This is a genomic window from Leclercia sp. LSNIH3 (assembly GCF_002935105.1).
GTDB lineage: Bacteria > Pseudomonadota > Gammaproteobacteria > Enterobacterales > Enterobacteriaceae > Enterobacter > Enterobacter adecarboxylatus.
In genome coordinates, this window is the sequence record NZ_CP026387.1 from 4,585,507 (window position 1) to 4,599,539 (window position 14,033).

The window sequence follows — 14,033 nt, forward strand, 5'->3', positions numbered from 1 at the left end:
TCAGGGCGGCGCAACTAAAAGTGTGCAAAAGAGGCGAGAGTAATGAGCGAATATCTGAACGGATACAAAAAGAGAGATAAGAATATAAAATGTTAGCCCGCGTCGTAACGCGGGCTATTTTCATCAGAACTGATAAACCAGACCGACAGCCACGATGTCATCGGTGCCGATGCCATTGTCTTTGTAGAACTGATCGTCTTCGTCCAGCAGGTTAATTTTATAATCAACGTAGGTGGACATATTTTTGTTGAAGTAGTAAGTCGCTCCCACTTCAGCATATTTAACCAGATCCTTATCATCCTGACCGTTGCCCAGGTCTTTACCTTTAGATTGCAGGTAAGAGACCACCGGGCGCAGACCTGAATCAAACTGGTACTGAGCCGTCATTTCAACGTTTTGGGTTTTGTTCGCCACCGCATAATCATGGTCGCCGTATGGGGTCATGTTACGGGTTTCGGAGTACATGGCCGCCAGGTAAATGTTGTTGGCGTCATATTTAAGACCGGTGGTCCAGTCGTCTGCTTTGTCGCCGCCTGCGCTGGTTTCGTTAATCTGCGCGTTAGTACGGTCAGAAGAAGCGTAGGCGGCGGCTGCGCTGATGCCCATACCAAAGTCGTAAGACGTGGAGATGCCGAAGCCGTCGCCGTTCTCATGACGCACGTCACGGCCGTTATTGGTGCCTTCGTTACCGTTACCGCTGCCTTCGTTGTTACCCTGATACTGCAGGGCGAAGTTCAGGCCTTCGACCATGCCAAAGAAATCAGCGTTGCGGTAGGTCGCCACACCGTTCGCACGGCCGGTCATAAAGTTATCCGCTTTGCTGTAAGAGTCACCGCCGAATTCTGGCAGCATATCGGTCCAGCCTTCCACGTCGTACAGAACGCCGTAGTTACGGCCATAATCGAAGGAGCCGTACTGGTTAAATTTCAGACCGGCAAACGCCAGACGTGTCCAGGACTGATTGTCAGAACCTTCGGTGTTGTTAGCCTGGATGTTATATTCCCACTGGCCGTAACCGGTGAGCATATCGTTAATTTGGGTTTCGCCTTTAAAGCCGAGACGGACATAAGTCTGGTCGCCGTCAGCACCGCTGTCGTCGGAGAAATAGTGCAGACCGTCAACTTTACCGTAGAGATCTAATTTGTTGCCGTCTTTATTATAAATTTCAGCGGCATGTGCTGCGCCTGCCATTAAAAGCGCAGGGATCATCAGAGCCAGTACTTTTCTTTGCATTGTGACTATTCCTTATGCTGTTTTTATATTTAATATTTTTAAACTTTCCGTGGAACTTTCTGCTTTGGAAAGTGGTCACATGCTAAATCACTCTTCCTTCCAGAGATAAAACATAATTGTTACCAATTAAGTGGAATCTCAAGTATTTACTGCCAGTGAAACAGTCATAAGTTCAGTGAATGAATTAATCAAAAGTATATAAAACAAAAATTACTCATTTGCCGATAAACTCAGTAAACTCAGGCCTGTTATATGCCTGCAGTATTTTTATCCATTTATTTAATAAATACGTTCAGATTCACATCTGTTATTTATTGCTAAACAGGATCGCCCGCCAGTACATTACTGGCGGGTTTTTTTATAGCCAATAAAAAGCCCGGACATGCCGGGCTGTAATAGGTTATTCGCTGGCCGTTTTTTCGGCTTTTCCGGCTAACTGCGCCAGGAAGTCGTAGCGTTTTTGCAGATCGGCCGCAGCATCTTTCCACAGCTGCTCGGCCACTTCAGGCTGTTGGGCGTTGAGGCGGCGGAAGCGTTGCTCCTGCATCAACGTTTCTGCCAGCGCATCTGACGGTGGTCGGGAGTCCAGCGCCAGCGGCAGTTTACCCTCATCGGCACGACGCGGGTCGAAGCGGTACAGCGGCCAGAAGCCGGTGGCCGTCAGCTGGCGCATCTGATCGTGACTCAGCGCCAGATCGTAGCCATGCTCCTCGCAAGGGCTGTAGGCGATAATCAGCGATGGGCCAGGATAAGCTTCTGCCTCCTGAATCGCTTTCACGGTCTGGTTGAGCTGCGCCCCTAGCGAGATCTGCGCCACATACACATGACCGTACATCATCATGCTGACGCCCAAATCTTTGCGCGCCTTACGTTTACCGTGCTCGCCAAATTTGGTTACCGCCCCCAGCGGAGTGGCTTTTGACGCCTGGCCGCCGGTGTTGGAGTAACACTGGGTATCCAGCACCAGAATATTGACGTTCTCGGTCAGGCTGAGAACATGATCCAGCCCGCCAAAGCCAATGTCATAGGCCCAGCCGTCACCGCCAATCAACCAGATCGATTTCTCGACCAGAGCATCGGCATCGGTTAACAGCTGTTCTGCCCCTTCCACACCCGTCAGATGCTGGCGCAGTTCCGCCACCTGCTGGCGACGTACGTCAGGTGTCGCCTCGCTGTGCAGGGCGCTATTCAGCTCAGCCGGGATCCGGTCGGCAAACTGTTCCAGCAGTCGCATCACGCGCACACGGTGCTGATCGACCGTCAGGCGGAAGCCCAGACCAAACTCGGCGTTATCTTCAAACAGCGAGTTCGCCCATGCTGGCCCGCGGCCATTGGCATCGGTGGTGTAAGGTGTGGATGGCAGGTTGCCGCCATAGATCGACGAACAGCCAGTGGCGTTAGCGATCAGCATCCGGTCGCCATACAGCTGGGTCAGCAGCTTGATATATGGCGTTTCGCCGCAGCCGGAACAGGCGCCAGAGTATTCGAACAACGGGGTGATCAGCTGCGAGGTACGGATATCAATACGCTCGAGGCTGTTGCGATCGATTTCCGGCAGGTCGAGGAAGAAGTCGTAATTCACTTTCTCCTCTTCCACATGCTCAAGGCGCGACATCATATTGATGGCCTTGATCTCCGGGTTCTGGCGATCTTTCGCCGGGCAGACTTCAACGCACAGATTACATCCGGTGCAATCTTCCGGGGCCACCTGCAGGACATATTTCTGGCCGCGCATGTCCCGGGATTTTACGTCCAGCGAGTGCAGGCTGGCCGGGGCATGCTCCATCGCTTCAGGAGAGACCACTTTAGCGCGGATCGCCGAGTGCGGGCAGGCCGCCACGCAGTGGTTACACTGGGTACACAGCTCCTCTTTCCAGATCGGGATCGCTTCAGCGATATTGCGTTTTTCCCAGCGAGTGGTACCCATAGGCCAGGTACCGTCCGGCGGCAGGGCAGAGACAGGCAGGGCATCACCCAGGCCCGCCAGCATCGCAGCGGTAACGGTTTTGACAAAGTCCGGGGCAGCGTCGGAGACCACCGGTGGGCGGTTCGGGCTGTGGGCATCAACCGGCTGCAACGGCACCTCCGCCAGCGATTCCCGCGCCAGCGCCAGCGCCTGCCAGTTGCGCTCCACCAGCTCCTGGCCTTTGCTGTTATAGCTTTTGGCGATCGCCCCCTGGAGTTCCATCAGGGCGCTGTCACCCGGCAGGATTTTCGTCAGGTGGAAAAACGCCATCTGCATGACGGTGTTGATACGCGCCGCTAGGCCACATTCGCGGGCAATTTTCGCCGCATTAACGATATAGAATTTCGCCTTTTTCTGGTTCAGCACCGCCTGCACTTCCTGCGGCAGCCGCCCCCAGACTTCATCGACGCTGTACGGGGTGTTAAGCAGGAAAATGCCCCCCGGCTTCAGGCGCTCGGCCATCTGGTATTTGTCGATAAACTGCAGCTGGTGGCAACCGACGAAATCGGCCTGCGACACCAGGTACGCTGAGCGGATCGGTTGCTCGCTGACACGCAGGTGAGAGACCGTCAGACCACCGGCTTTCTTCGAGTCATAGACGAAATAGCCCTGGGCATACCACGGGGTTGAATTACCGATAATCTTGATGTTGTTCTTGGTGGCCGACACGCTGCCGTCGCTGCCCAGACCATAAAACAGCGCCTCCAGTTTCGCGGTGGATGGCAGGGTATTTTCCGGCAGCGTCAGGGACAGATTGGTCACATCGTCATAGATGCCAACGGTGAAGCGCGGCTTCGGCTTCCCGGCGCTCAGTTCGTTGAAGATGGCCAGCACGCACTCCGGGCCAAACTCTTTTGACGACAGGCCATAACGCCCGCCAATGACCCGCGGCAGCGTCTCGCGCTCGCCGTTGTTAAAGGCTTCGGCCAGGGCGGTCATCACATCCAGATAAAGCGGCTCGGCATGCGCGCCCGGCTCTTTGGTACGATCCAGCACCGCTACCGTCCGCGCACTCTCTGGCAATACCGCCAGCAGGTGTTTCGCGGAGAACGGGCGATAGAGGCGGACTTTCAGCACACCCACTTTTTCGCCCCGGCTCAGCAGTTCATCTACCACCTCTTCACAGGTGCCAATCGCGGAACCCATGATCACAATCACGCGCTCCGCCTGCGGATGGCCATAATACTCGAACGGTTTGTACTCGCGTCCGGTAGCGGCGGCAAAATCGGCCATCGCCTGATCCACATGGTCATAAACCGCGTTGTACCACGGGTTAGTGGCCTCGCGGGACTGGAAATAGGTATCGGGGTTGGCGGAGGTGCCGCGGATCACCGGATGCTCCGGGTTCAGCGCGCGGGCGCGGTGGGCGTCAATCTCGGCCTGCGGGAGCAAATTGCGGATGGTGTCATCGGAAATCGACACAATCTTGTTGATTTCGTGGGAGGTGCGGAACCCATCGAAGAAGTGAATAAAGGGCACCCGGCTTTTCAGCGTCGCCATGTGGGAGATGAGGGCGAAATCCTGCGCCTCTTGCACGCTGCCGGAACAGAGCAGGGCGCAGCCGGTCTGGCGCACGGCCATCACGTCAGAGTGATCGCCAAAAATTGACAGCGCGTGGGTGGCGATGGTGCGCGCCGCGACGTGGAGGACGAAGGGCGTGAGCTGTCCTGCCAGCTTGTACAGCGTCGGGATCATCAGCAGCAGCCCCTGCGATGACGTAAAGGAGGTGGACAGCGCCCCGGTCTGCAGCGCGCCGTGGACGGTAGCAATCGCTCCGGCTTCAGACTGCATTTCGACCACGCGAGGGACATCTCCCCAGACGTTCTTCAGCCCATTCCCGGCCCAGGCATCGGCCTGTTCAGCCATCGTTGAGCTGGGCGTAATGGGATAGATGGCGATCACTTCACTGGTGCGAAACGCGACGGACGCAACTGCGCCATTCCCGTCAATAGTTTGCATATGACACCCTTACATTGCGCAAAAAAAGAGGGACCCGTGACACATCGGCGAGTCCTGTAATTATCTTTTTATTTTAGCAAAGGCCCGCTGAAACGATTTTCGCTTTTGTGTCCTGCTTATTAATGCCATCAATGGTTTGATCAAACTTTTGCCTGAAACTGGTCTGCAATTTCGTTGACAGCGCAGAAAACCGCGCTTCGGCTCTCGACGGCAGGGCGTGGGGTGCCTATTATGCATAGGTTTTGCAATTCAACATGGGGAGAGATTATGCGCGCAGCATTTTGGGTAGGGTGTGCCGCTTTGTTACTGTCGGCCTGCAGCAATGAACCTGTTCAGCAGGCCACCGCCGCGCACGTGGCGCCGGGTCTGAAGGCGGCAATGTCCAGTTCCGGGCAGGCAAATTGCGCTATGGTTGGCGGGGCGCTGTCCGTTGCGCGTCAGCTGGATGGTTCGGCCATCGGCATGTGTGCGCTGCCTAACGGCAAACGCTGCAGTGAACAGTCGCTTGCCGTAGGATCCTGCGGGTCTTACTGATTACTCTGCGCGTTTAAAGACCAGCGTCGTCTCTGCCGTAGCCAGGGTTAACACGTCTTCCGTCAGATCGACCTGGGTGCCGTTGCGTAGCATCGTGCCGATCGCGTGGTCCAGGTCATTGAGCTGCGGCTCGGCGCACAGTTTGCGCGTCATGGCGAGCGCTTTCACCTTCAGCTCGCCGTCCGACAGCTTGCCCTGGCCGCTGAAGCGGTTACACATCACACCTGATACTGCCAGGTCTTCACCAAAGGCGATTTCCGGCGGCGTAGTGGTCGGGTTGATGGCGGTGCCGTCAATGCTTTGCAGCACAAAGCGGTGCTGCTGAAGCTGTTCTTCCTGCACGGAGGCTTTTCCTGGATTGACACAGCCTGCCAGCGCCATGCTCAGGAGTGTTACTGCGACGAGCGTTTTCATGGTTCATCTCAATATATTCACTTCATAAATAGCTAATGCATAGTGTATTGCGCTGGCGGGGATTGTCTTGCGGGATAATCTGAAAACCGGGTGGGATGCTTATCCCTCTCCCCAGGGGGAGAGGGTTAAGGTAAGGGGGAACATACGGCTAAAGTATGGGCTCCGTTCCCCTGGCGTTTATGCGTTTATAGCGCGTTCGGACTTGCTTCACCTTTCTCCAGCTGGCTCAGGTTGCCCAGCGTGGTTTCCGAAATGCTGATCAGCGCCTCGGCGGTCAAAAATGCCTGATGCCCGGTAAACAATACGTTGTGGCAGGCCGAGAGGCGACGGAACACGTCATCCTGAATCACGTCGTTAGACTTATCTTCAAAGAACAGATCGCGTTCGTTCTCGTAGACGTCCATCCCAAGCGCGCCGATTTTTTGCGTTTTCAGTGCTTCAATGGCGGCCTGAGAGTCCACCAGGCCACCGCGGCTGGTGTTGATGATCATCACGCCATCTTTCATCTGGTCAAATGCGCTCTGGTTCAGCAGATGGTAATTGTCTGCGGTAAGCGGGCAGTGCAGAGAGATAACGTCTGACTCGGCATACAGCGTCGGCAGGTCCACATACTCCACGCCCATCTCCAGTGCGGCAGCGCTCGGATAGGGGTCAAACGCCAGCAGACGCATACCAAAGCCTTTCAGGATCCGCAGCGCCGCGACCCCAATTTTACCGGTGCCGATCACCCCGGCGGTTTTACCGTACATGGTGAAACCGGTTAGGCCTTCCAGCGAGAAGTTCGCATCACGGGTACGTTGATAAGCGCGATGAATACGGCGGTTCAAGGACATCATCATGCCAATAGCATGTTCCGCCACCGCTTCCGGTGAGTAGGCCGGAACGCGTACTACCTGCAGACCCAGCTCTTTAGCCGCGTCGAGATCGACATTGTTAAAGCCCGCGCAGCGCAGCGCGATATACTTCACGCCCTGTTTTTTTAACTCTTCCAGCACTGGACGACTGCCGTCATCGTTAACAAAAATACAGACCGCATCGAACCCATGCGCGGTTTTCGCTGTTTTTTCGTTAAGCAGAAAGTCGAAAAATTCAAGTTCGAATCCATATCCCTCGTTAACATGTTGCAGATACTTTTTGTCGTACTGCTTTGTGCTATATACCGCGAGTTTCATAAGACTTTCTCCAGTGGTTTTGGAACTACGTTACCATGATTAAAATAATCATACAAATTTTAAAATATTATTGAATTCAATAAGTTCTGATAATAATTTTACAACATCCCGACACAATAACCCTATGTTCTTTAACCTGACGCGCTTTTTTGTGTAGCGCCACTCCGCTGCCTGCCGGTGAGAGGGGGAGAGCAGGCCCGGCATGATCAAATAATCCTCTTCAAAACAAGGCGATAAACAGAATTTCCTGCCGCCCCGCTCGAAATAACTATAAGCGTAACTTATAGTTTTAGGGTGGCGACTTGCTGCATCTAACCTCGGAGTTTTCAAAATGAAATCCACCGTCCAACATGTCTCTAAAGAACAACCTAAGCAGCCGCAAAAGAATCAAGATGAGCAGACCAAACAGAAACCGGGTAAATCGAAATAACCTCTCATAACAGCGTTTGACGGAGGCTTTATGGCTGATCGTCCAGATTATATTGATCCTGTTCCTGATGATGAACCGCTTCCTGGCAGTAGCGATCCGCTTCCTGGTGAAGATGATCCCCTGACTGATGATGACATCCCTGATGTCAATGACCCGCTGGATCCTGATGACCCTGACGTGATCAGAAAATAGCGTGAGAAAGCCTTTTCTAAACCGCCTCCGGGCGGTTTTTTTGTGGTCCTGAACCGGCAGGCGCAAAGCGTAAAAACGCTCACATTCAGGGTGATCGCATCTATCCTTAAACAGGCCTTCGCTTCACCTGCCTGACGAAACATGCCACACTATTCGGTACTGTCGGCTAATTTTTTCGCTAAATCAGGATATTAACTGCCCATGAGGGGTAAATACAAAGCCGCGATCGCACTGCTGCTGCTGATCATTCTTTTACCGTTGACGCTGCTGCTGACCCTTGCGCAGTGGGTTCCCACGCTTGCTGGCATCTGGCTGCCTGCCGGCACCCGGATCGCGTTTGAAAAAAGCCCACGCCTGACCCGCAACGCCCTGGTGATTGCCGATCTGCGCTACCTGGTCGAAGACTGCGAAATCGCCCGCATTGAAAACGCCACCCTCAGCCACCCGAGTCGCTGGAAAATCGACATCGCCGCGCTGGATCTCAACAGCGCATGCCTGAGTAAAATCCCTGCGAGCGAGTCCACGCCAACCGCACCAAAAACCCTGGCTGAATGGCAGTCGCTGCTGCCCAATACCTGGCTGACCATCGACCGCCTGACGCTTTCCCCCTGGCAGCAGTGGCAGGGAAAATTAACCGCCTCGCTGACGCCGTCGCGACAGGACATTACTTACCACGGGGATCAGTTCAGCCTGCGCGGCACCCTCCGGGGACGTTCCCTGACCGTCAGCGACGTCACGCTGCATCTGCCCGACAACCCACAGCCGGTGACGCTGGTAGGGGAATTTACCCTGCCGCTGGTGCCGGACGGCCTGCCGGTGCAAGGGCATGCGGAAACGACCTTCTCGGTGCCGCAGCTTACGTCGCTGGTGGATGCCGATCTGGCGTGGCAGGACAATCAGGGCCAGCTGGTGATGGTTGAGCGGGAGAGCGGCGAGCCGTTGTTAGATCTTCCCTGGCAGATCACCCCTGACCAGCTGACCATCAGCGACGGACGCTGGCGCTGGGACCAGGCCGGTATTCCCCTGAGCGGCCGCCTGGGGCTGAAGATCGACAACTGGCAACAGGGCACGGAGAACGCCGTCGTCAGTGGGCGAATGAACGTTCTGACCCAGGGCGATGCCGGGAAAGGCAACGCGGTACTCACCTTTGGCCCCGGCAAGCTGAGCATGGACAACAGCGCCATGCCGCTGCAGCTCACCGGCGTTGCCAAGCAGAACGATCTCATTTTCTATGTTGGATTGCCCGCTATGCTGACCGGGAGTCTGGCCGAGCCACGGCTGGCCTTTGCACCAGGGGCGCTGCTGCGCTCCCGGGGCCGAATCATCGACTCCCTCAATATTGACGAGGTGCGCTGGCCGCTGGCCGGGGTGGTGCTGACCCGTAAGGGTATTGATGGTCGCCTGCAGGCCATTCTTCGCGCCCATGAACGGGAGATGGGGGATTTCACCCTGCATCTTGACGGCCGGGCCAGTGACTTCCTGCCGGACAGCGGGTTATGGCAGTGGCGCTACTGGGGAGAGGGCAACTTCACCCCAATGCAGGCCCGCTGGGACGTGGCAGGGAGAGGGGAGTGGCGTGACAGCGTGATTGAGCTTAGCGAACTCTCAACCGGGTTTGACCAACTGAAGTACGGCACCCTGCACGCCAGCGCACCGCGTATGGTGCTGGAAAGCCCGATCCGCTGGCAGCGCGATCCCGCCCGGCCACACTTTAGCGGCGCATTATCCTTTGAGGCCGGGGAAACCACCTTCACCGGCGGCAGCGTACTGCCCCCCTCGACGGTCAAATTCAGTGTTGATGGCAGCGATCCGACCCTGTTCCGGTTTAAAGGCACCCTTAATGCCGAAGCGATTGGCCCGGTGCAGTTGAACGGACGCTGGGATGGGGAGCGGCTGCGTGGCCAGGCCTGGTGGCCGAAGCAGTCCCTGACCGTGTTCCAGCCGCTGATCCCGCCGGACTGGAAAATGACCCTCCGCGAAGGGGATCTGTATGCTCAGGTCGCCTTCTCCGCAGCGGCCGACCAGGGCTTTGAGGCCGGTGGGCATGGCGTGGTAAAAAGTGGCAGCGTCTGGATGCCGGACAACAAAATCAATGGTATTGATTTCGTCTTACCGTTCCGCTTCAGCCAGGGCACCTGGTCGCTGGGCACCCATGGCCCGGTGACGCTGCGCATCGGCGAAGTGATCAATCAATTTACGGCCCGCAACATCACCGCCGACCTGCAGGGCGACTACCCCTGGAGCGAGGCGAATCCGCTGCTGCTCACCGACGTGAGCGTGGATCTGCTGGGCGGCAAAGTGACCATGCAGCAGCTGCGCATGCCGCAGCACGATGCGGCGCTGCTGCGGGTGAATAACATCTCCTCCAGCGAGCTGATCAGCGCAATTAATCCGAAACAGTTCGCTATGTCCGGGCCGTTCAGCGGGGCGCTGCCGTTCTGGCTGGACAACAATAAATGGATCATCAAAGATGGCTGGCTGACGAATTCAGGGCCGATGACCCTGCGTCTCGACAAAGACACGGCCGATGCGCTGGTCGAAGATAACAGTGCGGCAGGGGCGATTAACTGGCTTCGCTATATGGAAATTTCGCAGTCGTGGACGAAACTCAATTTAGATAACCTGGGTGAATTAACCCTGGCGTCGACACTCCGCGGCGCCAGCCGCGTCGAGGGCCAGACTCAGGCCGTCAACCTCAACTATACCCATCAGGAGAACCTGTTTACCCTCTGGCGCAGCCTGCGTTTTGGCGACAATCTGCAGACCTGGCTGGAGCAACACGCAGCATTACCGGATAACCGCTGCCCGACAGGCAAGGAATGTAAGGAACAACCATGAAAAAGCTGGCCGGTGGGTTCACCGCGATTGTGATCCTGACGCTTACAGGCTGTACGCCGAGGATCGAAGTGGCGGCGTCGAAAGAGCCGATCACCATCAACATGAACGTCAAAATTGAACATGAAATCCATATCAAAGTGGATAAAGACGTAGAGACGCTGCTGAAATCACGCAGCGATTTGTTCTGAGGCTGCCATGAGAAAACTTATCCCGCTGATGATATTGACGCTGGGGCTGTGCGCACCCGCGCTGGCGTTGACCCTCAACGAGGCCCGCAGTGCCGGTCGGGTCGGTGAAACCCTGAGCGGTTATATTGCGCCGCGCAGTCATGATCGCGAAACCCTGGCGCTGGTGGAGCAGATCAATAAAGCCCGCACCGACAGCTATCAGCAGCTTGCCGACAGCAATAACATTCCGGTGGATGAAGTGGCAAAAATGGCCGGGACAAAGCTGGTGGCGCGCGCTAACCCCGGCGAATATGTCCAGGGGATCAACGGCAAGTGGATGCAGAAATGATCAGCGGTGGCGTTTACGGTATTCGCCCGGCGAAACCCCAAAACGCTGCTTAAAAGCCGTGGAGAAGTGACTGTGATCGGTAAATCCCCAGCTGTAACCAATGCCCGCCAGCTTTTCGTCGTCGCGGGTGCTGCGCAGCATCTGCGCACAGAGATCCAGACGACGATTTTTGATGTACTGCGCCACCACCAGCCCCTTCTCGGCAAACATCCGGTACAGACTCCGCACTGACATGCCACACTCCGAGGCGATCCACTCCGGGCGCAGGTGTTCGGCCTGAATATGATCGTCAATCAGGGTCAGCACGTTAGTGAACTGACGCGCCTTGCGCGGCTGTACGCTTTCCCGCTGCTGCAACACCGGGCGCAACAGGCAGACCATCGCCTCCAGCGCGGCTTCGCTTTCGGTTTCGCTTAATGCCGGGTTGTTCATGCTGTCCTGCAGCAGACGGTAGCTGAGCTGGACGGTAGGCAGGCTGTGGGAGAGTTTCTGCGCGCAGCTGACTTCCTGAAAACGAAAGTGTTGCTCAAGGATCTGACGCGGCAGCAGGAGCGAGATCTGACGTGATTTTTCCGGCCAGTAGATCGAGCAGGGGCGGGAGGCGTCAATCAGCGTGATGTCCCCCGCGTTCAGCACAATCTGCCGGTCGTCCTGCTCCAGCCCCGCTTCGCCTTCCAGCTGAAACACGGTATAGAACCAGGCATCGTTGCTGTTTTTGATCTCCTGACGGGTGCGAAACAGGTTCACGCCGCCCGCGGTAACGGTGCTGAGTTTCAGGTTGCCGGTCCAGGTCGCGTCCAGCTCGCCATAAAATTCGCCGGTCATGGGCCGGGCGGCAAAACTGCCGCAAACCTGGTTAATCTGCGCCAGCCACCGCTGGTATTTGTCCTGTTCATTTGCACGCATGTCATACCCGCTACGTCGTCAATGTTTAAACATTGTTGCATTTATGTTTCGAATTACCCGTGACATGGGGCGAAATATAGGCAAGAACTGCGCTGCACGACAGAGCGAAACGGCGGTATTGTCGCGTTTTGCGGTGCCTGTCACAGCCGACAAAGCGAATGTCACAGAGATAAAAGCGCAATCTGCAAAGCCATCTTAGACTGCGTTGACACCCTGCGAATAATAAGGAATCGCTATGTCTGATACACAGGTCGCCGTACTGCACAGCGTGCAGCAATTTCTGGATCGCCAGCATGGCCTCTGGATTGAAGGACGCCAGTCCGCCTCCGACAGCGAGAAGCGTCTGGAGATTTTTAACCCGGCCACTGGCCAGGTGATTGCCTCGACGGCCGATGCCAGCGCGCAGGATGTGGATCGCGCGGTGATGTCCGGCTGGCGCGCCTTTGTCGCCCGCAGCTGGTCGGGCAAACTGCCTGCGGAACGTGAACGTATTCTGCTGCGTTTTGCCGATCTGGTGGAGCAGCACACCGAAGAACTGGCCCAGCTCGAAACGCTGGAGCAGGGTAAATCCATTAACATCTCCCGCGCCTTTGAAGTGGGCTGCACCCTTAACTGGATGCGCTACACCGCCGGGCTGACGACGAAAATTTCGGGCAAGACGCTGGATCTTTCCATTCCGATGCCGCAGGGCGCCCGCTATCAGGCGTGGACCCGTAAAGAGCCTATTGGCGTGGTGGCCGGGATCGTGCCGTGGAACTTCCCGCTGCTGATCGGCATGTGGAAAGTAATGCCCGCCCTGGCGGCAGGCTGTTCTATCGTTATCAAACCTTCTGAAACCACGCCACTGACCCTGCTGCGCGTGGCGGAACTGGCAAGTGAGGCCGGGATCCCGGACGGTGTCTTTAACGTGGTGACCGGCAGCGGTGCCGTGTGTGGTGCCGCCCTGACCAACCATCCGCATATCGCTAAAGTGAGCTTTACCGGCTCGACCGCCACTGGCAAACAGATTGCACGCGCGGCGGCCGATCGGCTGATGGGCGTGACTCTGGAACTGGGGGGTAAAAACCCGGCTATCGTTCTGAAAGACGCCGATCCATCGTGGGTTGTTGAAGGACTGATGACCGGCAGCTTCCTGAACCAGGGCCAGGTCTGTGCGGCAAGCTCGCGGATTTATATCGAAGCCCCGTTGTTTGATACTGTGGTCAGTGGTTTTGAGCAGGCGGTGAAATCCCTGAGCGTCGGCCCGGGCATGTCCCAGGAGGCGCACATTAACCCGCTGGTGTCCCGCGCCCACTGTGACAAAGTGCAGACCTTCCTCGACGAGGCGCAGTCACGTCAGGCTGAGCTTATCACCGGTAATCAAGGCCCGAACGGCGAGGGTTACTACTTTTCGCCAACGCTGGTAGTCAACCCGGATGCCAGTCTGCGCCTGACCCGCGAAGAGGTGTTTGGTCCAGTGGTGAACCTGGTGCGCGTCGCCGACGGTGAAGAGGCGCTGCGCCTGGCGAACGACACCGAATACGGCCTGACCGCCAGCGTCTGGACGCAAAACATCAGCCAGGCCCTGGAGTACACCGATCGCCTGCAGGCCGGCACCGTGTGGGTCAACAGCCATACCCTGATCGACGCCAACCTGCCGTTCGGCGGCATGAAGCAGTCCGGCACCGGCCGCGATTTCGGCCCGGACTGGCTGGATGGCTGGTGTGAAACCAAGTCGGTATGCGTGCGGTATTAGGTAAAAGCAAAACGGTCACCGAGGTGACCGTTTTTAGTTTTTGCACTCTCTGCCCATGGGAGAAGACCGGGGCGAGGGTATCAGGCCGCAGCGATTTCCCCTCACCCTAACCCTCTCCCCAAAGGGGAGAGGGGACAG

Annotated in this window: 11 protein-coding genes; 6 read left to right on the forward strand and 5 right to left on the reverse strand. The window is 56.6% G+C overall.

The features are described from left to right. Nucleotides 1-123: 123 nt before the first annotated feature. Nucleotides 124-1,233, reverse strand: a complete 1,110-nt coding sequence (gene ompC / locus C3F35_RS22240) for a porin OmpC (protein ID WP_103792232.1) — start codon at nucleotides 1,231-1,233, stop codon at nucleotides 124-126. A gap of 400 nt (nucleotides 1,234-1,633) precedes the next feature. Beyond that, the gene (gene nifJ / locus C3F35_RS22245) at nucleotides 1,634-5,158 is read right to left on the reverse strand and encodes a pyruvate:ferredoxin (flavodoxin) oxidoreductase (protein ID WP_103792233.1); all 3,525 of its coding nucleotides are present in this window, start codon (nucleotides 5,156-5,158) and stop codon (nucleotides 1,634-1,636) included. A gap of 267 nt (nucleotides 5,159-5,425) precedes the next feature. Between nifJ and C3F35_RS22250 the strand changes: the two genes are divergently transcribed. Next, a complete protein-coding gene (locus C3F35_RS22250) occupies nucleotides 5,426-5,692 on the forward strand; it encodes a putative hemolysin (RefSeq protein WP_032611070.1) in 267 nt (88 codons plus the stop codon). Here the strand turns inward: C3F35_RS22250 and hslJ are convergent, their stop codons facing one another. Together hslJ and C3F35_RS22260 are read right to left on the reverse strand one after the other, a co-directional pair. Then, nucleotides 5,693-6,106, reverse strand: a complete 414-nt coding sequence (gene hslJ, locus C3F35_RS22255; RefSeq protein WP_032611069.1) for a heat shock protein HslJ — start codon at nucleotides 6,104-6,106, stop codon at nucleotides 5,693-5,695. Nucleotides 6,107-6,291: 185 nt separating this feature from the next. Continuing rightward, nucleotides 6,292-7,278, reverse strand: a complete 987-nt coding sequence (locus C3F35_RS22260) for a 2-hydroxyacid dehydrogenase (protein WP_032611068.1) — start codon at nucleotides 7,276-7,278, stop codon at nucleotides 6,292-6,294. 460 nt (nucleotides 7,279-7,738) lie between these two features. Here C3F35_RS22260 and C3F35_RS26910 point away from each other — a divergent pair, with 460 nt between their 5' ends. The 4 genes from C3F35_RS26910 to C3F35_RS22275 all read left to right on the forward strand — a co-directional run bounded on the left by C3F35_RS26910 (nucleotide 7,739) and on the right by C3F35_RS22275 (nucleotide 11,254). Next, entirely contained in the window at nucleotides 7,739-7,900 is a 162-nt protein-coding gene (locus C3F35_RS26910) for a hypothetical protein (RefSeq protein ID WP_164529851.1), read from the forward strand. Between the two features lie 201 nt (nucleotides 7,901-8,101). After that, entirely contained in the window at nucleotides 8,102-10,738 is a 2,637-nt protein-coding gene (locus tag C3F35_RS22265; RefSeq protein ID WP_103792234.1) for a YdbH family protein, read from the forward strand. Further along, nucleotides 10,735-10,926 (forward strand): YnbE family lipoprotein, encoded by a 192-nt coding sequence (locus tag C3F35_RS22270; RefSeq protein ID WP_059307766.1) that lies wholly within the window; start codon nucleotides 10,735-10,737, stop codon nucleotides 10,924-10,926. Before C3F35_RS22265 ends, C3F35_RS22270 begins: the two co-directional genes overlap by 4 nt. 7 nt (nucleotides 10,927-10,933) lie before the next feature. Continuing rightward, complete coding sequence (locus C3F35_RS22275; protein ID WP_059307767.1) at nucleotides 10,934-11,254, forward strand: YdbL family protein; 321 nt, start codon at nucleotides 10,934-10,936, stop codon at nucleotides 11,252-11,254. On the opposite strand, the gene feaR is transcribed toward C3F35_RS22275, so the two are convergent. Further along, the gene (gene feaR / locus C3F35_RS22280; protein ID WP_103792235.1) at nucleotides 11,255-12,160 is read right to left on the reverse strand and encodes a transcriptional regulator FeaR; all 906 of its coding nucleotides are present in this window, start codon (nucleotides 12,158-12,160) and stop codon (nucleotides 11,255-11,257) included. A 235-nt stretch (nucleotides 12,161-12,395) separates the two neighbouring features. On the opposite strand from feaR, the gene C3F35_RS22285 reads away from it, so the two are divergent. Beyond that, nucleotides 12,396-13,895 carry an aldehyde dehydrogenase family protein gene (locus C3F35_RS22285; protein WP_103792236.1) on the forward strand — a complete coding sequence of 500 codons (1,500 nt, stop codon included), beginning with the start codon at nucleotides 12,396-12,398 and terminating at the stop codon, nucleotides 13,893-13,895. Nucleotides 13,896-14,033: the final 138 nt, after the last annotated feature.